The sequence below is a fragment of the Massilia varians genome, assembly GCF_027923905.1.
Classification (GTDB): Bacteria; Pseudomonadota; Gammaproteobacteria; order Burkholderiales; family Burkholderiaceae_D; genus Telluria; species Telluria varians_B.
Genome location: NZ_AP026966.1, coordinates 2,696,201 through 2,718,024, shown reverse-complemented (window position 1 = coordinate 2,718,024; position 21,824 = coordinate 2,696,201). Strand labels below are relative to the sequence as shown.

General features: G+C 64.2%; 18 protein-coding genes. 11 read left to right on the top strand and 7 right to left on the bottom strand.

Annotation, left to right across the window (positions count from 1 at the left end; translation table 11 throughout):
- Positions 1 to 114 precede the first annotated feature (114 nt).
- Together MasN3_RS12340 and recJ are read left to right on the top strand one after the other, a co-directional pair.
- On the top strand, positions 115 to 1,131 hold the full coding sequence (locus MasN3_RS12340; RefSeq protein WP_281914383.1) for a hypothetical protein: 1,017 nt from the start codon (positions 115 to 117) through the stop codon (positions 1,129 to 1,131).
- A gap of 61 nt (positions 1,132 to 1,192) precedes the next feature.
- On the top strand, positions 1,193 to 2,842 hold the full coding sequence (recJ, locus tag MasN3_RS12335; protein WP_281914497.1) for a single-stranded-DNA-specific exonuclease RecJ: 1,650 nt from the start codon (positions 1,193 to 1,195) through the stop codon (positions 2,840 to 2,842).
- A 98-nt stretch (positions 2,843 to 2,940) separates the two neighbouring features.
- Here recJ and MasN3_RS12330 read toward each other — a convergent pair whose 3' ends face one another.
- Positions 2,941 to 3,408 (bottom strand): YybH family protein, encoded by a 468-nt coding sequence (locus tag MasN3_RS12330; protein ID WP_281914382.1) that lies wholly within the window; start codon positions 3,406 to 3,408, stop codon positions 2,941 to 2,943.
- Between the two features lie 153 nt (positions 3,409 to 3,561).
- Here MasN3_RS12330 and MasN3_RS12325 point away from each other — a divergent pair, with 153 nt between their 5' ends.
- The 3 genes from MasN3_RS12325 to MasN3_RS12315 are packed head-to-tail and all read left to right on the top strand — an operon-like array spanning position 3,562 to position 5,015.
- Positions 3,562 to 3,999 (top strand): MbcA/ParS/Xre antitoxin family protein, encoded by a 438-nt coding sequence (locus MasN3_RS12325; RefSeq protein ID WP_281914381.1) that lies wholly within the window; start codon positions 3,562 to 3,564, stop codon positions 3,997 to 3,999.
- A gap of 2 nt (positions 4,000 to 4,001) precedes the next feature.
- The gene (locus MasN3_RS12320; protein ID WP_370662344.1) at positions 4,002 to 4,682 is read left to right on the top strand and encodes an RES family NAD+ phosphorylase; all 681 of its coding nucleotides are present in this window, start codon (positions 4,002 to 4,004) and stop codon (positions 4,680 to 4,682) included.
- Between the two features lie 12 nt (positions 4,683 to 4,694).
- Entirely contained in the window at positions 4,695 to 5,015 is a 321-nt protein-coding gene (locus tag MasN3_RS12315) for a DUF2288 domain-containing protein (protein WP_281914380.1), read from the top strand.
- Between the two features lie 15 nt (positions 5,016 to 5,030).
- On the opposite strand, the gene MasN3_RS12310 is transcribed toward MasN3_RS12315, so the two are convergent.
- Both MasN3_RS12310 and MasN3_RS12305 read right to left on the bottom strand, forming a co-directional pair.
- Complete coding sequence (locus tag MasN3_RS12310) at positions 5,031 to 5,420, bottom strand: tetratricopeptide repeat protein (protein WP_281914379.1); 390 nt, start codon at positions 5,418 to 5,420, stop codon at positions 5,031 to 5,033.
- Positions 5,417 to 7,438, bottom strand: a complete 2,022-nt coding sequence (locus MasN3_RS12305; protein ID WP_370662343.1) for a bifunctional 2',3'-cyclic-nucleotide 2'-phosphodiesterase/3'-nucleotidase — start codon at positions 7,436 to 7,438, stop codon at positions 5,417 to 5,419. The genes MasN3_RS12310 and MasN3_RS12305 overlap by 4 nt, the downstream gene beginning before the upstream one ends.
- A gap of 155 nt (positions 7,439 to 7,593) precedes the next feature.
- Between MasN3_RS12305 and prfB the strand changes: the two genes are divergently transcribed.
- The 3 genes from prfB (at position 7,594) to lysS (ending at position 10,927) form a co-directional block, all read left to right on the top strand.
- A protein-coding gene (prfB, locus tag MasN3_RS12300; RefSeq protein WP_281914377.1) for a peptide chain release factor 2 occupies positions 7,594 to 8,698 on the top strand; the annotation gives its coding sequence in 2 pieces (ribosomal slippage) (positions 7,594 to 7,674 and positions 7,676 to 8,698; 1,104 coding nt in all).
- A 3-nt stretch (positions 8,699 to 8,701) separates the two neighbouring features.
- On the top strand, positions 8,702 to 9,364 hold the full coding sequence (locus MasN3_RS12295) for an HAD family hydrolase (RefSeq protein WP_281914376.1): 663 nt from the start codon (positions 8,702 to 8,704) through the stop codon (positions 9,362 to 9,364).
- A 27-nt stretch (positions 9,365 to 9,391) separates the two neighbouring features.
- A complete protein-coding gene (lysS, locus tag MasN3_RS12290; RefSeq protein ID WP_281914375.1) occupies positions 9,392 to 10,927 on the top strand; it encodes a lysine--tRNA ligase in 1,536 nt (511 codons plus the stop codon).
- Between the two features lie 138 nt (positions 10,928 to 11,065).
- Here lysS and ppnN read toward each other — a convergent pair whose 3' ends face one another.
- The gene (gene ppnN / locus MasN3_RS12285; RefSeq protein ID WP_281914374.1) at positions 11,066 to 12,436 is read right to left on the bottom strand and encodes a nucleotide 5'-monophosphate nucleosidase PpnN; all 1,371 of its coding nucleotides are present in this window, start codon (positions 12,434 to 12,436) and stop codon (positions 11,066 to 11,068) included.
- 256 nt (positions 12,437 to 12,692) lie between these two features.
- Between ppnN and MasN3_RS12280 the strand changes: the two genes are divergently transcribed.
- Positions 12,693 to 14,195 (top strand): peptide MFS transporter, encoded by a 1,503-nt coding sequence (locus MasN3_RS12280; protein ID WP_281914373.1) that lies wholly within the window; start codon positions 12,693 to 12,695, stop codon positions 14,193 to 14,195.
- Positions 14,196 to 14,295: 100 nt separating this feature from the next.
- Here MasN3_RS12280 and ltrA read toward each other — a convergent pair whose 3' ends face one another.
- Both ltrA and MasN3_RS12270 read right to left on the bottom strand, forming a co-directional pair.
- Positions 14,296 to 15,663 carry a group II intron reverse transcriptase/maturase gene (gene ltrA / locus MasN3_RS12275; RefSeq protein ID WP_281908382.1) on the bottom strand — a complete coding sequence of 456 codons (1,368 nt, stop codon included), beginning with the start codon at positions 15,661 to 15,663 and terminating at the stop codon, positions 14,296 to 14,298.
- Between the two features lie 455 nt (positions 15,664 to 16,118).
- Complete coding sequence (locus MasN3_RS12270; RefSeq protein ID WP_281914372.1) at positions 16,119 to 17,018, bottom strand: LysR substrate-binding domain-containing protein; 900 nt, start codon at positions 17,016 to 17,018, stop codon at positions 16,119 to 16,121.
- A gap of 105 nt (positions 17,019 to 17,123) precedes the next feature.
- On the opposite strand from MasN3_RS12270, the gene MasN3_RS12265 reads away from it, so the two are divergent.
- Positions 17,124 to 18,044, top strand: coding sequence for an NAD-dependent epimerase/dehydratase family protein (locus tag MasN3_RS12265; RefSeq protein WP_281914371.1), 921 nt, complete (start codon positions 17,124 to 17,126; stop codon positions 18,042 to 18,044).
- 129 nt (positions 18,045 to 18,173) lie between these two features.
- Entirely contained in the window at positions 18,174 to 19,376 is a 1,203-nt protein-coding gene (locus MasN3_RS12260) for an ISL3 family transposase (protein WP_281908004.1), read from the top strand.
- A 56-nt stretch (positions 19,377 to 19,432) separates the two neighbouring features.
- Here MasN3_RS12260 and MasN3_RS12255 read toward each other — a convergent pair whose 3' ends face one another.
- Complete coding sequence (locus tag MasN3_RS12255) at positions 19,433 to 21,712, bottom strand: OPT family oligopeptide transporter (RefSeq protein WP_281914370.1); 2,280 nt, start codon at positions 21,710 to 21,712, stop codon at positions 19,433 to 19,435.
- Positions 21,713 to 21,824: the final 112 nt, after the last annotated feature.

Here is a 21,824-nt window from a genome sequence, read left to right as displayed (position 1 = left end):
GTGCCAGACATCGGACTTTTATGGCGCAAAAGAAATCATCTCGCGTGTGGCGAGCGCGGGACGCGGCCGCTGCATGGCCATTCGCTGCACGCGTATTTGCCCTAAAATAGCGGTATGTCGCACATTACGCTTGTCCTGCCCCACCTGCTGCCGCTTCCCGAATTCGCGTCCGACCTGGTCCGTGCCCTGCAGACCCCGGCGCTGGCCGCCCTACTGTCCCGTACCAGCGCCTTCGAACGCAAGGCCGCCCTGGATACCGCACGCGCCCTGCCGCACGAACAGTGGCTGGCCCGGACGCTCGGGCTGTCGCCGGAGGGCCTGCCGGCCTTCGCCGCCGCCGCCATGCGCGGCTTCGGCCTCGATCCGGCGGGCGGCACCTGGTATATCGTCAACCCGGCCCACATCCAGATCGCGCGCAGCCATTCGATGATGGCCGACCTGCGCCATCTAGGCTTAAGCGAGGATGAAAGCCGCGCCCTGTACCAGGCGGCCCGTCCGCTGTGCGAGGAGATTGGCCATCCGCTGCTGTACGGCGATGCCCAGACCTGGTTCCTGCGCGCCGACGACTGGACCGGCATCGAGGCCGCCACCCCGGACACGGTGGTGGGCATGGACCTGAGCGACTTCGTCCCGCGCGGGAAGCAGGCCCTGCCCCTGCGCCGGCTGCAGAACGAAGTGCAGATGCTGTGGCATACCCACCCGGTGAACGCCGCGCGCGAGGCGCGCCGCCTCCCTGGCGTAAACTCCTTCTGGCTGTGGGGCGCTGCCAGCGACGCGACGCGTGCGGCCGGCCGGGTGGCCAGCATCGGCGTGCCCGGATGGGTCCGCGGCCTGTCCAGCGAAGCCCTCGCATCGCTCGACGGCCTGGACGGGGCGCTGGCGCAGGACGGCCTGCTCGTCGTGGGCCACCTGGCGGACGCCGCCATCGCCTCCGACTGGGGCACCTGGGTGCAGCAAGTCCAGCACCTGGAAGAAAAACTGTTCGCGCCGTTGCATGCGGCGCTGGTGCAAGGCCGCATGAAGGAGCTCAAGCTGGTCCTGAGCAACCGCGAGACCCTTGCCGAATTCACCACGACCGCCATGGCCCAGCGCAAATTCTGGCGCCGGCCGACCCTGGAACGATTGAGTTGAGCCTATTTTGAGCATTGCAACCCGTATCACCACCCGCCCCTGTCCTTTCCGCACCTCCGAGATGCTGCGCCAGGGCGGGGTCCATCCGGTCCTCGCGCGCATCTACGCGGCGCGTGGCCTGCTCGACGTGCGCGAGCTCTCCAGCGAGCTGGCGGCCCTGGTGCCGCCCGGCGGCCTGAAACACATCGAAGCGGCCGCCAGCTTCCTGGCTGACTCCATCGCAGCCGGCAAGCGCATGACCATCGTCGCCGACTACGACTGCGACGGCGCCACCGCCTGCGCGGTCGCCCTGCGCGGCCTGCGCATGATGGGCGCGCAGGTCGACTACATCGTCCCGAACCGCTTCGAGTACGGCTACGGCCTGACGCCCGAGATCGTCGAGCTGACGGCCCGCGAGAAGTCGCCCGACATCATCATCACGGTCGACAACGGCATCGCCAGCATCGATGGCGTTCTGGAAGCCAACCGGCGCGGCATCGAAGTCGTGGTCACCGACCACCACCTGCCGGGCGACGCCTTGCCGCCAGCGCGCGTGATCGTCAACCCGAACCAGCCCGAGTGCGGCTTCCCCAGCAAGCACCTGGCCGGCGTCGGCGTGGTGTTCTACGTGCTGCTGGCGCTGCGGGCCGAACTGCGCCGGCGCGGCGTGTTCGACGCCCAGACCCAGCCCAAGCTCGACAGCCTGCTCGACCTGGTGGCGCTGGGCACGGTGGCCGACGTGGTCAGGCTCGACGCCAACAACCGCATCCTGGTCGCGCAGGGCATCAAGCGCATGCGCGCGGGCCGCATGCATGCCGGCGTGGCGGCCCTGTTCCGGGTGGCGGGCCGCGAGGCGCGCTGCGCCTCGCCCTTCGATCTCGGCTTCGCGCTGGGTCCGCGCCTGAACGCCGCCGGCCGGCTGGAAGACATGTCGCTCGGGATCGAGTGCCTGGTGACGGACGACGTCGGTCGCGCCTGGGCGATTGCCCAGCAGCTCAACGAGATCAATCTGAAGCGGCGCGAGATCGAGGCCGAGATGCAGGACACCGCCCTGCTCCACCTGGACAGCTTCGAGCCCTCGGGATCCAGCACGATCAGCGTGTTCGACGAAGGCTGGCACCAGGGCGTGATCGGCATCGTCGCCTCGCGCCTGAAGGAAAAGTTCTACCGGCCGACCATCACCTTCGCCCCGGCCGGTGACGGCTGGATCAAGGGCTCGGGCCGCTCGATCCCGGGCTTTCACCTGCGAGACGCGCTCGACCTGGTGTCCAAGCGCGTGCCCGGCCTCATCGACAAGTTCGGCGGCCACGCAATGGCGGCCGGCCTGTCCATCCGCGCCGACCACTTCGACAGCTTCCAGCAGGCCTTCGAGGCGGTCGGCAAGGCCTGGCTGACCGAGGCGCAACTGGAACGCATCATCGAAACCGACGGCCCGCTCGAGGACGAGTTCTACTGCACCGGCTTCATCGAGGAGATGGACGGCCAGGTCTGGGGCCAGGGCTTCGCGCCGCCGGTATTCTGCGACGAGTTCCGGGTGGTAAGCCAGCGCATCCTGAAGGAGCGCCACCTCAAGCTGCTGCTGGAAAAGAACGGCCGCCGCTACGACGCGATCTGGTTCGGGCATGCCGACAGCCTGCCGGAGCGGGCCCGGGTCGCGTTCCGGCTGGATGCGAACGAGTACAACGGCGTGACCAAGGTGCAGCTGCTGGTCGAGCACGCCGAGCCTGCGTGATTAAACGATGGGGTCAGGTCTGACATTCAGACACGGGCTGAGCAGTACCATCGTGTAACGCTCGAGCTCGTGTCCAAATGTCAACCTGACCCCGGGTGTTATTTTTTTGCGGGCGGCACGAAGTTCGAGCCGCGGTCGAAGACGATTTCCCACTGCCCCGGCGCCTTCAGGCGCCAGATCGAATTGAAGCGGCCGATGCGCTGGCCGGCCGCGTTGTAGATCGGCCCGCCGCTGTAGGCCAGCGTGCCCGAATCAACCACTTCCACCTCTTCCGGCTCCCAGGAGAACGGCGCCTGCGGCTTGTCGTAGTACTGGCGCCAGCCCCTGGCGATCGCTCCCTTGCCGCGTAGCGGCCCCTCCGCACCGAAGAAGATCGCCTCGTCCGCGATATGGCGCTTGAAGGCCTCGAAATCGCGCGCCTTCATGGTGGCGGCGAACCGGCGTTCCGCTTCCATGACCTGACGTTTCAACTCGCTGTTCGAATCGCGGGCGTAGGTGCCGGAACTTGCGGCCGCGGCGGCCAGCATCAGGCATGCAGCAAGAAGGGATAGCGAACGCAGGCGCATCTAGGTGTCTCCTGAACTGTCGTACGGGCTTTTATTAAGCTTTTTTCTATACAGCAAGATCAATAATTCTGTCACGGTCGCGCAAGGCTGACAACCAGCAGTTGCCATCGGTCCGAAATCGGAGTATAAGGAATCCAATTACGGAGAATTATGATGAGCCTAGCCTACTCCTACCCAAAAAGCCGTTTCGAACCGGCGACCCTGGTCGACCTGAATTCACGGACCGAGCGCGAGCGCCTGTCGCGCTCGGCCCTGAAAGGTTTCTTCAAGCTGGCGGGGGCCTGGCAGGTGCGCGACGACGATGCGCGCGAGCTGCTCGGCGGCCTCTCCTCGTCCTCCTATTACGACTGGAAGAAGAACCCGGACCGGGTACTCGAGGTCGACCGCATCACCCGGATCTCCTACCTGCTGGGCATCTACAAGGCCCTGCATATCCTGTATGGCGACAAGCTCGCCGACGAATGGGTGCATCTGCCCAATACCAATCCGGTGTTCGCCGGCCGCAGCCCGCTGGCCTACATGCTGGCCGGCGGCCTGATCGCCATGCAGACGGTGCGCAAGCTGCTGGACGCACGCCGCGGAGGTCTCTGACCTTGCCGCTGCTTAAAATTACCCAGCTGCGCCAGTTCGACACCTGCCGCCTGATCCCGTCGCGCTTCGCCGACGTCGAGGATTCCGTGCTGGCGCCGCTGGCCGAGAACGACGAGGTCCTGCGCGACCTGTTCGACCTCGACAACGCCACCAACGAGCGCCTGCGCGGCGAGTCCGGCCTGCTGCCGGGCATCGGGATGGACGAACTGGTGTTCGGGGTTCCGAATTTCCGCATCATCAACGCGGCCTTCACCTATGCGCGCCCGGAAGGCAGCCGTTTCAACGACGGCGAACGCGGCGCCTGGTATTGCGCCTTCGCGGCCGAGACCGCCCTGGCGGAAGTCATCTTCCACAAGACGGTCGAGTATGCCGAAATCAGGCGCTTCGACGACAGCGTCAGCTACCAGATGCTGCTGGCCGACTTCAGCGCCGGCTTTCACGACCTGCGCGGCGCCGATGCCTATCAAGCCTGCTTGGATCCGGACAGCTACATCGCCTCGCAGGCGCTGGCCGCCGAGCTGTTGGAACGGGATTCGATGGGCATCCTCTATCCGAGCGTGCGCGACCCGAAGGGCACCAACCTCGCCTGTTTTCGCCCCGCACTGGTGGGCAATGTGCGCAAGGCGCAGACCTATCGGTTAACATGGGCAGGTTCGCCGCAACCGACGGTCGAGATCACCTAGCAATCGAAGAATATGAAGACCAATCCCGAAAAAGACACCGAGCTGCACGACAAGATCAACCGCGAAACCGGCCGCGTCAAATGGAGCGAACTGGAGCGCCATTTCGCCAGCGGTTCGGTGATCTACGTGAGCGAGGAACTGGACCTGATCGAGGTCGCCCTGCGCATCGCGCACGACGACAAGGACAGCATCATGAAGTGGATGACTGCGGGCACGGTGGCCAAGGTCAGCGACCTGCAGGCGCAAACCTGGACCCAGTCCGACGCGACGCTGTGGGCGTCGGTGGTGAGTCCTTTCGTGCTGGTGCAGCCGGAGAAGAAACAGCTGCATTGATCGGGGTGCGCCGTCCTAGCGCTTGCCCTCGGCGCGGTGCGTGAGCGCATGCGCCGCCCGCCGGAAATACTGCGCCGCCTTCTCCGGATCCTGTTCCATCATCCCCAGCTGCTGCCAGGCCTCCGGATAATCCAGTTGCGTGGCCGCTTCCAGCCAGCGCCGCGCGGCCGCCTCGTCCTTCGGCACGCCGTCGCCCTCGATCAGCATGTTCGCCAGCAGGAACATCGCCTCCGGCACCCCGCGCGCCGCAGCCACGCCCAGCCAGTGCGCGGCCAGCGCCGCATCGCCGCCGTCGCGATGCATCATGCCGCGCCGCAGGGCGATATCGGCCTCGTCCCCATGCTGGGCCAGGGCCGGCTGGGCCAGCAGGGCGGCCGCCAGGGCCGCTACCATGAGGCGCTTCATTGCGACAGGTCGATCGCGTACAGCGCCGTGCCCTTGCCGCGGCCGTCGTCGTCCGCGATCTGGGTGACATTGCCCACTCCGGCCTCGCGCGCCAGCCCGACCATGCCCGGCGCCGACGAGAACACAACAGGCCCCGCTGTCTTCACGGGCGTGAAGCGCCAGCTGCGCGCCGATGCATTGGCCTCACGCGTCAGCTTCTTCGCTGCGCGCACGTAGGCGATCAGGAGGTCGCGGTTGTTGTCGGGCGAGGCGATCACGGTCCTGCTGCCGTCCAGGCCCGGGAAGTGGCCGCCGCCGCTGGCGCGGTAGTTGTTGGTGGCGACCAGGAATTCCTGCTGCGCCGCCACCGGCTTGCCGCGCCAGGTCAGATTGCGGATCCGTTCGCCCGGGGCGCGCGTCACGTCGATCTCGTAGGAGACGTCCGGCGAGGTGATGGTGTCGAAGTTATAGCTGGGCGTCGCCGGGTTGACCAGCGCCTGCGGTTCTCGCTTGGCCGGGTCGATGGTATGGAAGCGCTGCGCCGCCTTTTCCAGCCAGGCCTTCAGCCCTGCGCCGTCCACCTTTACCGCGTACAGCGAGTTCGGGTACAGGTAGAGGTCGGCGGCATTGTTCAGGGCCAGGTCGCCCGCCTCGACGTCGGTGTAATCGGCCGGGCCGGCATTGCCGCTCTTGAAGGGCGCCGTCACCGACAGCACCGGCAGGTCCTGGTACTGCGGCAGGTTGGCGGCCACGTACTTGCGCACGTAGTCGGTCTGGGCCTGGTTGACGACCTGCAGCGCCGAGATGTCGCCGACGTCGGCGAAATAGCTCGACATGCGGAAGGAGGTCGAGCCGACCGGCGTCTTCACGTAACGGATGGTCGCCTCGTGCTCCTCCTTCACCAGGGCCATGACGGCCGGATCGGCCTCGACCCAGGTCTTGGCCCCAGTCTGCGCCGCGCGCGCTTCGACCCGTGTCTTGTCCTTCTCGACGATCCAGCGCTTGCCGTCGTGCTTCAGGTGCAGGCCGATCACGCCCAGGTGCTTGCCCCACAGGTTGGCCATCACGGTCGGCACGCCGTGCACCAGGCCCTTTGCCTTGTCCACGCCCGGCAGGTCGAACTGCGGCGCGGTGCTATTGGCATTCGGGAACAGCTGGTGCGAGTGGCCCAGCAGCATGGCGTCGATGCCGTCCACCTTGGCCAGGTACCAGTTGGCGTTTTCCATGGCCGGCGTGTACGGGCTGGCATCCAGGCCGCCGTGCGAGATCGCGATGACCAGGTCGGCGCCCTTCTTGCGCATCTCGGGCACGTACTTCTGCGCGGCCTCGCGCACGCCGGTGGTGTAGACGCGGCCTTCGAGCCAGCGCTTGTCCCATTCCATGATGGTCGGCGGCGTGAAGCTGATGATGCCGACCCGCACGATGGCCTTGACCGGCTTGCCCCTGGCATCGATCGCGCTGACTTCCTTGTCGACGATCGCATAAGGGCTGAACAGCGGCTTTTTGGTCTTGGCGCTGTAGACGTTCGCCAGCACCATGGGGAAAGCCGGGCCGGCGCAGCGCGTTGGCTGGTCGATGCCGTCCACCTGGAAGCGGTTGCCGGTGACCTGATTGAGGAAACCGAGTCCGTAGTTGAATTCGTGGTTGCCGACGCCCGCGCCGTCATACTTCAGCGCATTCATCACCTTGTAGATGCCGAGGGTTTCGTCGCAGCGCAGCGGTTTGACCAGCGCCTGGTAATCGGCCAGCGCGGTACCCTGGATGGTGTCGCCATTGTCGAGCAGGAAGGTATTCGGGAATTCCTTGCGCGCCTGCTGGATCAGCGTGGCGGTGCGGTCGAGGCCGTGCGAGGGCTCGGGCGCCAGCTTGTAGTAGTCGTAGCCGACCAGGTTCGAATGCAGGTCGGTCGTTTCCAGCACGGCGAGATGCGCGGTGGTGCCGGCGGCGGGCGCCTTCGGGGCCGCGGCGGCCGGCACGGAAAGGCTGAGAAGCGCCGGGGCGAGCGCGATGCAGATTTGGTAACGCAAGTGGATGGCCATGGGGTGTGCGGTGAACGGAACCCGGGGATGATATGCCAGCACCATGCCCGGTAGCAAGCTAGGCCAATCGTGCCTGCCGGCCTGCTGGCGTCCTGGGGTATAATCGAAGGTTCGTTTCAACGCCAGTTTAACCCCCTTAAAAGACTACCAAGACCATGGAAGCTGAACGCATCAACGCCATCTCCGCCCTGCTGAACGACCTGACCAGCCGTGAAGCCGAACTTCGGAGGTATCTTTGACTTCGATCGCAAGTCGGAGAAACTAGAACAGGTCAACCAGGAACTCGAAGACCCGTCCGTCTGGAACGACCAGAAACGGGCCCAGGACCTCGGCAAGGAAAAGAAGGCGCTCGAAGGCGTCGTGCTGACGCTCGAGAAAGCGCGCAATGACCTGCTTGATGCAGCCGACCTGTTCGAGATGGCGAAGGAAGAAGGCGACCACGGCACCCTGGAATCGATCGGCGGCGACGCCGAGGAGATCCAGAAAGTCATCGAGTCGATGGAATTCCGCCGGATGTTCAGCAACCCGATGGACCATGCCAATTGCTTCATCGACATCCAGGCCGGCGCCGGCGGTACCGAAGCCCAGGACTGGGCCTCGATGCTGCTGCGCCAATACCTGCGCTACTGCGAGCGCAAGGGCTTCAAGGCCGAGGTGATGGAGATGTCCGAGGGTGAAGTCGCGGGCATCAAGACCGCCACCATCAAGGTCGACGGCGAGTACGCCTACGGCCACCTGCGCACCGAGACCGGCGTGCACCGCCTGGTGCGCAAGTCGCCGTTCGACTCGGCCAATGGCCGCCACACCTCGTTCACCTCGCTGTTCGTGTACCCGGAAGTGGACGACTCGATCGAAATCGAGATCAACCCGGCCGACGTGCGCATCGACACCTACCGCGCATCGGGCGCGGGCGGTCAGCACATCAACAAGACCGACTCCGCGGTGCGCCTGACGCACGCCCCGTCGGGCATCGTGGTGCAGTGCCAGAACGACCGCTCGCAGCATCGCAACAAGGCCGAAGCCTGGGACATGCTGCGCGCCAAGCTGTACGAACTCGAACTGCGCAATCGCATGAGCGAGCAGCAGAAGCTGGAAGACTCCAAGACCGACGTCGGCTGGGGCCACCAGATCCGCTCCTACGTGCTGGACCAGTCGCGCATCAAGGACCTGCGTACCGGCTTTGAAACCGGCAACACCAAAAACGTGCTGGACGGCGACCTGGACGACTTCATCTCCGCTTCCCTGAAGCAGGGCGTGTAATCGATGAGCACGCCGCAACGCGCCTTCGTGTTCGACATGGACGGCACCATCGTCGACAACATGGCCTTCCATACGCGCTCGTGGATCACCTTCTTCGAGCGCCGCGGCCAGGCAATCGACCCGGACGAATTCTTCCGGGCGACGGCGGGCCGCCAGGGCGGCGAGATCGTCCGCAGCTACCTCGGCGCGCACCTGGGCGACGATGAAGTGACCCTGCTCAACCACGAGAAGGAATCGGTGTACCGCGAGCTGTACGCGCCGCACCTGAAGGCCGTGGACGGCTTCGATGCGCTGATCGCGCAAGCCAAGGCGCAGGGCGTGAAGCTGGCGGTCGGCACCGCGGCACCGCCCGCCAACGTCGCGTTCACCCTCGACGGCCTGGACCTGCGCCGCCACTTCGACGCCATCGTCGGCGCAACGGACGTGGCCCGCGGCAAGCCGCATCCGGACGTGTTCCTGAAAGCGGCCGAGCTGTGCGGCGTGCCGCCCGCGCACTGCATCGTGTTCGAGGACGCGCCGCTGGGCGTGGAAGCGGCGCGCCGTGCGGGCATGTCCTGCGTCGTCCTGACGACCACCCTGCCCGCTTCCAGCTTCGCCGGCTTCGACAACGTGATCGCCATCGTGCGCGACTTCACCGAACTGAAGGCCGAACTGCTGTTCGCCTGAAACCTAACAAAAACTGTCTATCCAATCATGACTACGGAAAACCAAGACCAGGCGCCAGTGGTGGCGCTCGATGAAAACAAGATCATGGCCGAGCGCCGCGCCAAGCTGGCCGCGCTGCGCCAGCAGGGCAATCCCTTCCCCAACGACTTCGTCCCGCAGGACAAGGCCGCCGACCTGGTCGAGACCTACAATGGCAAGACCCGCGAAGAGCTGGAAGCCGAACCCGTCAACGTGGTGCTGGCCGGCCGCATGATGCTGCGCCGCGAAGCCGGCAAGAAGGCCGCCTTCGCGACCCTGCAGGACAGCTCGGGCCCGTCGGCCAGCGGTCGCATCCAGATCTACATCACGGTCGATTCCGCCGGCGAGGAAGCGATGGAAGCCCTGCGCAGCTACGACCTGGGCGACATCCTGGGCGTGGAAGGCACGCTGTTCAAGACCAAGGTCGACGAGCTGACCATCAAGGTGACGAAGCTGCGCCTGATCTCCAAGGCCCTGCGCCCGCTGCCGGACAAGTTCCACGGCCTGGCCGACCAGGAGACCAAGTACCGCCAGCGCTACGTCGACCTGATCATGAACGAAGAGACGCGCCGCACCTTCAAGGCCCGCACTGCCGCGATGTCCTCGATGCGCCGCTTCATGGAAAAGCACGGCTTCATGGAAGTCGAGACCCCGATGCTGCACCCGATCCCGGGCGGCGCCGCGGCCAAGCCTTTCATCACCCACCATAACGCGCTCGACATGGAAATGTACCTGCGCATCGCGCCGGAACTCTACCTGAAGCGCCTGGTGGTGGGCGGCTTCGACCGCGTGTTCGAGATCAACCGCAACTTCCGCAACGAAGGCGTGTCGGTCCGTCACAACCCGGAATTCACGATGATGGAATTCTACGCGGCCTATACCGACTACAAGTGGATCATGGACTTCACCGAACAGGTGATCCGCCAGGCGGCGATCGACTCCAACGGCAGCGCGGTGCTGACCTATGGCGGCCGTGAGCTGGACCTGTCCAAGCCCTTCCAGCGCCTGACCATCGTGGAAGCGATCGACAAGTACGCGCCCGGCTACACCCCGGAGCAGCTGGGTTCGATGGACTTCCTGAAGCAGGAACTGCTCAAGTTCGGCGTCAAGCCCTTCGCCACCTCGGGCCTGGGCGCGCTGCAGCTGGCGCTGTTCGAAGAAACCGCCGAAGCCCTGCTCTGGGAACCGACCTTCATCATCGACTATCCTGTGGAAGTGTCGCCGCTGGCGCGCGCCTCGGACAGCCGCGAAGGCATCACCGAGCGCTTCGAGCTGTTCATGGTGGGCCGCGAGATCGCCAACGGCTTCTCGGAGCTGAACGATCCGGAAGACCAGGCCGCGCGCTTCCTGTCGCAGGTGGCCGCCAAGGATGCGGGCGACGACGAGGCGATGTTCTACGACGCCGACTACATCCGCGCGCTGGAATACGGCATGCCGCCGGCTGGCGGCTGCGGCATCGGCATCGACCGCCTGATGATGCTGATCACCGACTCGCCGAACATCCGCGACGTGCTGCTGTTCCCGCACCTGCGCAAGGAAGACTAAGCGTTTGCCAGCGTATTAAAAAAGGCGGCCTGCGCAAGCAGAGCCGCCTTTTTTGTTACTCGTAGGGTGGGCAGGTTTCCTGCCCACGCGTTCAATAAGCAGCGAGATCAACGCGCAGCAGAACGCAACCTCAAACTATCACTGAACGATGGTATAGCAAGGCGTGTACGCCTTGCCCGGCAGTTTCATCCGGCTCTGCTCCACGAACGAGGCCAGCAGCGCATCCATCGGCTCCATGATCGCGCTTTCGCCCTGGATCTCGTACTTGCCGTGCTGCTCGATCGCGTGGATGCCTTCTTCCTTCACGTTGCCGGCGACGATGCCCGAGAATGCCCGGCGCAAATCCGCCGCCAGCAGGTGCGATGCCTGATCACGGTGCAGGTTCAGGTTGCGCATGTTCTCGTGGGTCGGGCGGAACGGCTTCTGGAATTCGGGATCGATCTTCAGGCGCCAGTTGAAGTAATAGGCGTCGCTGTGCGCCTTGCGGAATTCGCGCACCGCCTGGATGCCGGCATACATTTCCTTGGCTACCGCGTCGGGGTCGTCGATGATGATCTTGTAGCGCTTCTGCGCCTTCTCGCCAAGCGTCAGGCCGATGAAGTGATCGATCTGTTCGAAATACGCACCCGCCGTCGCCGGGCCGGTGAAGATCAACGGGAACGGCATTTCCGCATTATCCGGATGCAGCAGGATGCCCAGGATATACAGGATTTCCTCGGCCGTGCCGGCGCCGCCCGGGAACACGATGATGCCGTGGCCGGTGCGGACAAAGGCCTCGAGGCGCTTTTCGATGTCCGGCATGATGACCAGGTCGCTGACGATCGGGTTCGGCGATTCGGCCGCGATGATGCCCGGCTCGGAAATGCCGAGATAACGCCCGCTGCGGATACGCTGTTTCGAGTGGCCGATGGCGGCCCCCTTCATCGGCCCTTTCATGGCGCCGGGACCGCAGCCGGTGCAGATATCCAGTTCGCGCAGCCCGAGCGCATAGCCGACTTCCTTGGTGTAGGTGTACTCGACGCGGTTGATCGAGTGGCCGCCCCAGCACACCACCATGTTCGGACTGCGCTGCGGCTGCAGCACATTGGCATTGCGCAGGATGTGGAAGACGGCGTCGGTGATGCCATCGGGGCGGTTCAGGTCGAATTTGGGATTGGAGGTGATATCGAAATGGACATAGACGATATCGCGCAACACCGAGAACAGGTGCTCGTGGATACCGCGAATCATCTTGCCATCGACAAAGGCATGGGCGGGCGCGCTGCGGATGTCGAGCTTGATGCCGCGCTCGCGCTGCAGGATGCTGATCTGGAAATCGCGGTAGCGTTCGAGCAGTTCCTTGCCGTCGTCGATCGAACTGCCGGTATTGAGCACGGCCAGTGCGCATTTTCTGAATATGTCATACAGGCCGCTCTTGCTGGTGTCGAGCAGCTTGGCGACTTCGGCTTTCGACAGGACTTCGAGGCGGCCTTCCGGAGAGATAAGAACATCGACAACATCTTGGGTCATGGTTTTGTTTTCCCTTTCGATCGGTAATACGGATTGGCCTGTTTGCCAATATACGCCAAAGCGCATGGTTTTGCGCCCCGATTGGGGGCATTCCATGAGCTGGCGCGAACCATGGGAAAGCGTCAATACCACAAGCCGAAAAAGTTCGCTTGCGATGGTCGATTTACACTAAAATGCGTGCCTATTGGAATTTCCGGCATACAGATATTCCACCAAAAAAATCGTCGTTACATATAACTATTTCGGGAGGAACCGCATGAGCGGTGCAGCTACTTCAGCCAAGGGACCGATCCCAGAATTCAAGCAGATCATGGGCCATCCAGCGCCGTTATGGATGCTGTTCATGACCGAATTCTGGGAGCGTTTCGCGTTCTACGGCATTCGTTGGGCCCTGGTGCTCTATATCGTCGCCCAGTTCTATGACGGCAACGCCGTCGGCCAGGCCGACGCCAACCTCACCTACGGTTCCTACCTCGCGCTGGTGTACGCCGGCGCCGTGTTCGGCGGCTACATCGCCGACCGCGTCATCGGTTATCAGCGCTCGATCCTGGTCGGCGCCATCTTCATGGCGGCCGGCCTGTTCATGATTGCCGTCCCGAACCCGGACGTCTTCAAGCTCGGCCTGGCCACCATCATCGTTGGCAACGGCATGTTCAAGCCGAACATCTCGGCCATGGTCGGCCAGCTGTACACGCTGAACGACACCCGCCGCGATTCGGGCTTCACCATCTTCTACATGGGCATCAACGCCGGCGCCTTCCTCTCGCCGATCCTGACCCAGCAACTGGCCCAGAACGTCTTCAACACCGGCGACACCCCGGCCTACAAGATCGTCTTCATCGCCTCCGGCATCGGCATGCTGATCTCGCTGTTCTGGTTCTACATGGGCCGCAAGCAGCTCAAGGGCATCGGCGCGCCGACCGGCGAGCTGGCCAGCCCGAAGCGCCTGGTGGCCGTGGTGCTGGGCTCGGTCGTGGTGATCCCGGGCGTCTACCTGCTGCTGCAGGCCGGCGCCGAGAACCTGCAAATCGTCCTGAGCATCCTGTTCATCGCCCTGGCCCTGATGCTGATCGTCGAAGGCGTCCGCGAAGGCAAGGTCTCGCGAGACAAGACCATCGCCATGATGATTATCTTCTTCTTCAACATCCTGTTCTGGTGCTTCTTCGAGCAGGCCGGCAGCTCGTTCACCTTCCTGGCCGACCAGATCGTGAACCGCGACTTCGGCGGCTGGATCTTCCCGGTGGCCTGGTTCCAGTCGGTGAACTCGGTGGCCATCATCGTGTGCGCGCCGATCATCGCCGCCATCTGGGTCGCCATGGGCAAGCGCAACGTGAACCCGTCGATCCCGCGCAAGTTCGGCCTGGGCATCATCTTCAATGCGCTGGCCTTCGGCCTCTTGATGTACGCGCTGACCCAGCTGATCGACGACCACGGCAAGATCCCGTTCTGGACCCTGTTCATGGTCTACGCGATCCAGTCGATCGGTGAGCTGTGCCTGTCGCCGATCGGTCTGTCGATGGTCACCAAGCTGGCCCCGACCCGCCTGGTCGGCCTGGGCATGGGCGGCTGGTTCCTGTCGACCGGTATCGGCAACAACCTGTCGGGCATCTTCGCCTCGCACGTGTCGGGCGAAACCGGCATGTCGGTCACTTCGGCGCTGGAAGGCTACACCTTCGGCTTCTGGATCCTGCTGGGCGGCGGCGTGCTGCTGTTCCTGCTGGCACCGCTCATCCAGAAACTGATGCACGGCGTGAAGTAAGCGTCATCGTCAGATCGGCATAGGGGACGGCCCTGAGGGCCGCTCCCCTGCCACACCACCCGGCATGCGGGTCCGCACCGGGCGGTTCGAGTAGTTGAGGTCAAGACAGGCGGGGTACGCCCAGTCGGTCGAAATAGCCGATAGTCATCACTGTTTTGAGTAGCCTATCGCTGTTGTGCCACCAGCGGCGGCTGTTCGCCGCCACGTGCCTTGCTGCCGACGGCCAAGCCCCAAGCTTGAGCAGTTCCCGATACATGGTGCTTCCGCGTTTCCAGTGCTTGAGCTGGATAGCTCGCAGCCTGTGCCGCAACCATTCATCGAGTCCGCGCCAGACCTTTGGGGTTTGCGCCAACTGGAAGTACCCTTTCCAACCCAGCATATAGGAACGAAGTCCCTGCACCACATCCGGCATGCTGCGTCCGCCGGAACGGCAGGTCAGCTCCCGAATACGTTGCTTGAACGCTTGCAGCGGCTTGTCAGCCACCTTGCGTTTGATTTCGCCTCCACGCGCCACCCACAGGCTGTAACCGAGGAACTTGCGGCCGAAGACGCTAGCTACCGCGCTCTTGCCCTCGTTGACCACGAGGTGCAACTTGGCATAGCAGCGCCGCAGCAGCCCCATCACCCGCTCACCCGCCCGCCTGCTGCGCACATACACATTCGCATCGTCGGCGTAGCGTGCAAAGCGATGGCCGCGCCGTTCCAGTTCCTTGTCCACTTCATCGAGCATCACGTTGGCAAGCAGCGGACTCAATGGCCCGCCTTGCGGCGTTCCTTCGCTTCGCTCCTGCACCACGCCATGGTCCATGATGCCGCTGTTCAGATAGGCACGGACCAGCCGGATCACTCGGGCGTCGTCGATGCGTTTCTTCAGGCGATCGATCAGGATGTCATGGTTGACCCGGTCGAAGAATTTCGACAAGTCCACGTCCACCACGATTCTCAACCCGGACTGGACGTATGCCTGAGCGGCTAACACCGCATCCTGCGCACGCCTGCCCGGCCGAAAACCATAGCTGTGCTCACTGAAAGTGGGGTCAAGGATCGGTTGCAGCACCTGTAGCAGTGCTTGCTGGATCAGGCGATCCGTCACCGTCGGAATGCCGAGCTCGCGCTCGCCACCATCGGGCTTCGGAATCGTCACCCGACGTACCGGGCTGGGCCGATACGTCCCTGCAAGCAGTTGTTCACGTATGTGCAGCCACTCGGTCGCCAGTAGACGCGAGGTCTGGTCAATGTCCAGTCCATCCACGCCGGCAGCTCCCTTATTGGCCCGTACACGCTTGAACGCCCGCCGCAAGTTCTCTGTCGTCAGCGCCGTTTGCAGCAGCGCCGACCCTGTGCCTCCGGTTGCATGCCGCGGGCAGAACGCTTCGTCGCTGAAAGCATCGAGCATGGCTTCACCTTGCCCTACGGCTTCCCGCCCCGCGTTAGCGGGCATCTGACGCTGTGCCTTCTGCATCGACATATCGGATTCACTCCTACTCGTTCGGTCCTTCGTCGGCGGAGTCGAGCCTTCCCGGCGCTACCTCCAACTACTATGACCTCTGCTGAGACCCCGCTCCGATTTTTTTTTCGTCGCCCTTTCAGGCACAAGGCGGGGCGTCCCCAGGTAAGGGCCGCACTCCTTCATCACACAACCGCCGCATCTACGCCACCTCTCCTTGACCACAAGAGCTTCGCGATTCATGGCCCGCTCGCCCTGATCGGCAACGCCTTCTATGCGATTCGTGTTCCTCGGCTCATGATTTACGCTCCACGCTTCCTTCCCACACTCGGTTACCCTCATGCAGTTGCGCTTCACTTCGCTCACTGTGGTCAGCTCGCGACGGGACTTGCACCCGCAGGAGTGCGCCCATGCTGGGCGCACCATGTAAAAACGGCAGCCCGCGGGCTGCCGTTCTTTGTTGGCGGCCGCGCCCTTCAGCGCCGGTCCAGCGTCGCTTCCATCGCGCGCATCTCCGCCACCATCCATTCCCTGAAGCGCTGCACCTTGAGCATGTGCTCCTTGTGCGGATTGACCAGGAAGCGGTAGCCGCTCTGGAAGCGCGCGCTCTTGCAAGGAATCTGGCGCAGCGCGCCGGACTGGATGTCGCCGAACGCGATCCCGTAGGGCACCAACGCCACCCCCTGCCCGGCCACCGCCGCCTGCACCAGCACGCCCCAGTGCGTGTACACGCGCGAGAAGTCGTACTTGCCCTTGAGCGCACGGTTTTCGTTCAGCAGCTGCAGCCAGGCCTCGGGTGACTGCACCACCAAGAGGTGATGCTGCGCCAGGTCGGCCAAGCTCAAGGCGTCCTGGCCGGGCGCCAGCAGCTCGGGGCTGTAGACCGGCACCAGGCGCTCGCGGAACAGCACGGTCGGGTCGCCCTCGGCTACCGGCCCATAGCGTACCGCCACGTCGGTGCTGTCGGCCTGCAGGTCCACCGGCGCGTCGTTGGAGTCGATGCGGATGTCGAGCTCGGGATACAGCTTGGTGAAGCGGTGCATGCGCGGCACCAGCCACTTGATCGCGAACGAGTGCGTGGTCGAGATCCGCAGCACCGCTTCCTCGTCGCCGCGCTGCAGCGCCGCTACCTTGGCGCGCAGGTCGGCCAGCATGCGCCCGGTGGCGCTCGCCAGCTCCTGGCCCTTCTCGGTCAGCGCGATGTGGCGCGGATGCCGCACGAACAGGGGGAATCCGATGTTCTCCTCCAGCTGCTTGACCTGCAGGCTGACCGCCGCCGGCGTCTTGTGCAGTTCGCGCGCCGCCAGCTTGAAGCTGCCCCAGCGGGCGGCGCACTCGAAGTCGATCAGGCCGGACAAGCTGCGTAAGGGTTTCAAGCCCCCTCCATGCATAAGTTTTTCTTATTCAATGTCTGTACTTTTTCTCGGTTGAAGGTTTTTGCTGCTTTGCAGAAAATATACGCGATCCTACAAGGAAAAGTCATGCCAAAGAATGTATTGGTGATCGGCGGTACCCGTTATTTCGGCAAACTCCTGGTGCAGCGCCTGCTGCGTGCAGGGCATCGTGTCAGCATTGCCACCCGTGGCTATGCGCCGGACCCCTTCGGCGAACGGATCACGCGCATCCGGGTCGACCGGCGCAGCGAAGCGGCGATGCGCAACGCCTTCCGCGACGCGGCCTTCGACGTCGTGTTCGACCAGATGTGCTATTCGCCGCTGGACGCTGCCATCTCGGTGCGGGTGTTCGCCGGCAAGGTGGGACGCTACGTCATGACTTCCACCATCGACGCCTACCGCGAACTGGCGCCGCGCGAATCGGCCTTCCTGGAAAGCGACCTGCCGGTGCTGGCGCAGCGCATCGATACCGCCTATCCCTGGCACGACCCGGCGCGCGCCATCGAATGCTACGTCTCGGGCAAGATCCAGGCCGAAGCCTACCTGGAACGCGACGGCAGCCTGCCGCTCGCCACCGTGCGCCTGGCCCACGTGCTGGGCGGCCCCGAAGACTTCACCGGCAGGCTGGCCCACTATGTCGACCTGGTACGGATGCGCGCCACCCTGCCGTACGCCAACGCGGCGGCCAAGGTCTCGTTCATGGAAGCCCAGGAAGCGGCTGACTTCCTGCTGTGGACCGGCATGCAGGACTTCCGCGGCGCGGTCAACGCCGCCTGCGACGGCGCGCTCTCGAGCTTCGACCTGCACGCGCGCGTGGCCGCGGTGCTCGACGAGACCCCGCGCACCGTGAAGGTGGCGCCGGCCCAGCCGGGCGTGCTGTCGCCCTTCGATTTCGCCACGCCTTTGGCGCTCGACACCTCGCGCGCCAGGGCGCTTGGCTACCGTTTCGGCCATACCCGGGACTGGCTGGACGACGCGATCCGCCATCACGACCTGGCCTTCGTGTAAGCTCAGCCAGCCCCCCAAAAAAAATGGTTCATCACGGATTAGCGGGAAGCAATCCTAAAAACAAGAAAGCGGTGAAGAAGAGCTAGACTTGTTGTGCGATCAACAAAACCTGCTTTTCCCACCGCTTTCATGACGAATCATAATCTCGCCCTCCCGTTCTGGGAAGGGTTCATTGCATCGAAACTGGAGCGCCGGGCTGGCGCGGTATGGATCGATCTACGCCGGGACCCGGCAGCGCCGATGGTATGTGGCGGCTGTCACCATCACTGCCATCAGGTACATGAAGCAGGCGTGCGCATCGTCCGCGACATGCCGATGTTCGGCTTACCTGTGTGGCTGCGTGTACCTTTGAGGCGCCTGCGCTGCGGTCAATGCGGTACTCGTACGGAGCGCGTGGCCTGGTTGGATCGCCATGCCCGGGTGACTCGTTCCCTGGCCGAGTTTGTAGGCTTGTGGTGCGAGAAGCTGCCCGTTGCCCACGTATGCAAACTGGTGCAGCTGCACTGGGAAACGGTGCGCAATATCGAGCGTGCCAAGCTGGAACGTGAACTGGCCGCTTTGCCTGCAGCACAACCAACTCGGCTCGTCATGGACGAGTTTGCACTGTTCAAGGGGCATCGTTACGCCACTGTCGTGCTCGATGCAGACAGCAGGCAGGTCTTGTGGGTTGGCGAAGGCCGCAGCCGCGAAGCCATCCGCCCATTCTTTGAATGGCTCGGCCCTGAACGCTGCGCCAACATCGAGGCCGTCGCGATGGACATGAACACTGCGTTCGACCTGGAAGTTCGTCAGCAATGTCCGAAGGCGCGTGTGGTCTACGACCTGTTCCACGTTATCGCCAAGTACGGCCGAGAGGTGATCGACCGGGTACGCGTCGACGAGGCGAACCGCTTGCGAGACGACCGGCCCCAGCGCAAAGTCGTCAAGCGTTCTCGTTGGCTGTTGCTGCGCAACCGGGAAAACGTCCCGCCGGCCCAGCAGGCCAATCTGGACGAGCTGCTCGCTGCCAACCAGGCCTTGATGACGGTGTACGTGATGAAGACGGCACTCAAGGAACTATGGCAGACATCTGGTGGGTGGCAGTGGCTCCTCGCCTGGCGCAGCTGGCTCAAGATGGCGCGCGATAGCGGCATCGAGCCGTTAAGAAAGTTCGCTGCGAAACTCAAGCCTTACTGGCGAGGCATCGCAGCACGGCTGCGCTGGCCGATGCATACCGGCCAGCTCGAAGGCATCAACAACCGTATCAAAGTGATGAAGCGAATGGCTTACGGCTACCGGGACAGCGACTTCTTCTTTCTGAAGATCAAAGCCGCGTTTCCCGGAAATCCGTGAAGAACCAAAAAAATGGCCCGGAGCGATCCGGGCCATTGTCGTTTACGTCCTTACCTTTACTTCTTCGCCTTCTCCCGCGCCACCCAGTACAGCAGCGCGATGATCAGGCCATACGGGATCAGGGTCAGCAGATTGGCGTTCGGCCCGGCGAAGAAGGGGTTGGAGGCTTCCGCCCACTTGGCCATGGTGCTGTCGAAGTCGGTCAGCACGCCGGCCGTGATGGCGATGATGATGCCGGCCAGCGCACCGCCCGCGATATAGCCCGACGCCAGCAGGGTGCCCGAGCTGCGGTCGCCCGCGGCCTGGCGCTCTTCCGCATTGAGCTTCTCGTACTGCGGCAGTTTGCTGTTGCGGCGGTCGGTCAGCCAGCGCACGATGCCGCCCACCGCGATCGGCAGCGTCGAGATCAGCGGCAGGTAGACGCCCACCGAGAAGGCCAGCGCGTGCACGCCCGCCATCTCGAGCACCACCGAGATCATCACGCCGAACAGCACTAGCGTCCACGGCAGTTCCTGGTCGAGGATGCCCTTGATGATGTAGGACATCAGCACCGCCTTGGGCGCATCGTACTTCTTGACTTCGGTCCCGTCGGGGCGGACCTTGTGGGTGCCGTTGATGCCCGGGTCGACCAGGTAGGCCAGGCTGCCGTCGGCAGCCACCAGGTACTTGCCGGCCGGGCCGCCCGCGGTGTCGGTCTTCTGCCAGACCTTGTAGGTGTTGGCGTCGCCCGCGGCCTGCGGGCCGTGCAGTTGCGCCGTTTCGGTCAGCTTCGACGCGTCCACCTTCAGGCCCGGCGCCACCTGCGCCGCCGGCACGTACACGGTGCCCGCTTCGTTCAGCTTGAGCAGGATCGGCCCCAGGATCAGCGCCGAGGCCAGGGCCCCGCACAGGATCGCGTACTGCTGCAGGCGCGGCGTGGAGCCGACCAGGAAGCCGGTCTTCAGGTCTTGCGAGGTGGTGCCGGCATTGCTCGCCGCGATGCAGACGATGGCGCCGACCGACAGCGCGGTGACGTAGTACTGGCCGCCGGTCCAGCCCATCACCAGGAAGATCAGGCAGGTAAACAGCAAGGTAGCCACCGCCATGCCCGAGATCGGGTTCGAGGACGAGCCGACTTCGCCGGTCAGGCGCGAGGACACGGTGGCGAACAGGAAGCCGAACACCAGGATCAGCAGCGCGCCCAGCAGGTTCATGTGCAGCGGCGTGGCCACGGTAATGATGGCGATGATGGCCAGGCAGCCGATCAGGACCCATTTCAGCGGGATGTCCTGTTCGGTGCGCAGCGTCTTGTCGGCCGCCGCACCCGCCGCCCGGCTCTTGTTCATGCTCGACAGGCCGCTCTTCAAGCCGTTCCAGATGGCCGGCATCGAGCGCGCCAGGGCGATCAGGCCGCCGGCCGCCACCGCGCCCGCGCCGATGTACAGCACGTAGGCGTTGCGGATGTCGTCCGGGCCCATGTCGCGGATCAGGGTGGTGGCAGGCGCCAGCGGCACGGTCAAGAGCTCGCCGAAGAACTTGATCATCGGGATCAGGAGCAGGTAGGAGAGCACGCCGCCGGCCGCCATGGTCAGGGCGATGCGCGGGCCGATGATGTAGCCCACGCCGAGCAGCTCAGGGGAGACTTCGGCGCCGGCCGAGCCGCCCTTGAGCGGATTGCCGAATTCGAAGTTGACGTAGTCGCGCCAGCCCTTGAAGGACACGCTCAGGGTCTTGTAGGCCAGGCCGATGCCGAAGCCGCCGAAGATCAGCATGGCGCGGCGCTTGGCCTCAACGGCGGCGTCCGACCCGTCCTCGCGCGCCTCGCCCGCAGCCGCGCGCGAGGTCTCGGTGGCCGCGGCCTTGAGCACCTCGGCGCAGGCCGTGCCTTCGGGGTACTTCAGCTCGCGGTGGGCGTCGACGATCATGGTGCGGCGCATCGGGATCATCATCAGGATGCCCAGCAGGCCGCCCAGCACGCCGACCAGCATCACGCGCGAGATCTCGAGGTCGAAACCGAGGATCATGATCGCCGGCATGGTCACGCCCAGGCCGAAGGCCAGCGACTCGCCCGCCGAACCGGCGGTCTGCGTGATGCTGTTCTCGAGGATGGTCGATTCGCGGGCGCCGAACTTCTTCGCCGTGTGGAACAGGGTGATGGCGATGACCGCCACCGGAATCGAGGCGCTCACGGTCAGGCCGACCTTGAGCACCAGGTACAGGGAGGAGGCGCCGAAGATCATGCCCAGCACCGTGCCCATGATCAGGGCGCGCAGTGTGAACTCGGGCAGGTTCGCGCTGGCCGGAATATAGGGCTTGAAGCCGGCCGCGCTGGTATTGGAGGGTGAATCGTAGGGCATGGGTGTTCCTCGGGTATGCACGCTTGGGTAAAACAGAAGGCGTGACTATCTCATATGCCGAAATGGAATGAAAGCAGTTTGGAGGTTTGCAATGCGGCGGATACAATGCGCC

What these genes read in the sequence shown, in the direction of transcription:
- MasN3_RS12340 (WP_281914383.1), top strand. Translation starts at nt 115, where the DNA reads ATGTCGCACATTACGCTTGTCCTGCCCCACCTGCTGCCGCTTCCCGAA.
- recJ (WP_281914497.1), top strand. Translation starts at nt 1,193, where the DNA reads ATGCTGCGCCAGGGCGGGGTCCATCCGGTCCTCGCGCGCATCTACGCG.
- MasN3_RS12330 (WP_281914382.1), bottom strand. Translation starts at nt 3,408, where the DNA reads ATGCGCCTGCGTTCGCTATCCCTTCTTGCTGCATGCCTGATGCTGGCC.
- MasN3_RS12325 (WP_281914381.1), top strand. Translation starts at nt 3,562, where the DNA reads ATGAGCCTAGCCTACTCCTACCCAAAAAGCCGTTTCGAACCGGCGACC.
- MasN3_RS12315 (WP_281914380.1), top strand. Translation starts at nt 4,695, where the DNA reads ATGAAGACCAATCCCGAAAAAGACACCGAGCTGCACGACAAGATCAAC.
- MasN3_RS12310 (WP_281914379.1), bottom strand. Translation starts at nt 5,420, where the DNA reads ATGAAGCGCCTCATGGTAGCGGCCCTGGCGGCCGCCCTGCTGGCCCAG.
- MasN3_RS12305 (WP_370662343.1), bottom strand. Translation starts at nt 7,438, where the DNA reads ATGGCCATCCACTTGCGTTACCAAATCTGCATCGCGCTCGCCCCGGCG.
- MasN3_RS12295 (WP_281914376.1), top strand. Translation starts at nt 8,702, where the DNA reads ATGAGCACGCCGCAACGCGCCTTCGTGTTCGACATGGACGGCACCATC.
- lysS (WP_281914375.1), top strand. Translation starts at nt 9,392, where the DNA reads ATGACTACGGAAAACCAAGACCAGGCGCCAGTGGTGGCGCTCGATGAA.
- ppnN (WP_281914374.1), bottom strand. Translation starts at nt 12,436, where the DNA reads ATGACCCAAGATGTTGTCGATGTTCTTATCTCTCCGGAAGGCCGCCTC.
- MasN3_RS12280 (WP_281914373.1), top strand. Translation starts at nt 12,693, where the DNA reads ATGAGCGGTGCAGCTACTTCAGCCAAGGGACCGATCCCAGAATTCAAG.
- ltrA (WP_281908382.1), bottom strand. Translation starts at nt 15,663, where the DNA reads ATGTCGATGCAGAAGGCACAGCGTCAGATGCCCGCTAACGCGGGGCGG.
- MasN3_RS12265 (WP_281914371.1), top strand. Translation starts at nt 17,124, where the DNA reads ATGCCAAAGAATGTATTGGTGATCGGCGGTACCCGTTATTTCGGCAAA.
- MasN3_RS12260 (WP_281908004.1), top strand. Translation starts at nt 18,174, where the DNA reads ATGACGAATCATAATCTCGCCCTCCCGTTCTGGGAAGGGTTCATTGCA.
- MasN3_RS12255 (WP_281914370.1), bottom strand. Translation starts at nt 21,712, where the DNA reads ATGCCCTACGATTCACCCTCCAATACCAGCGCGGCCGGCTTCAAGCCC.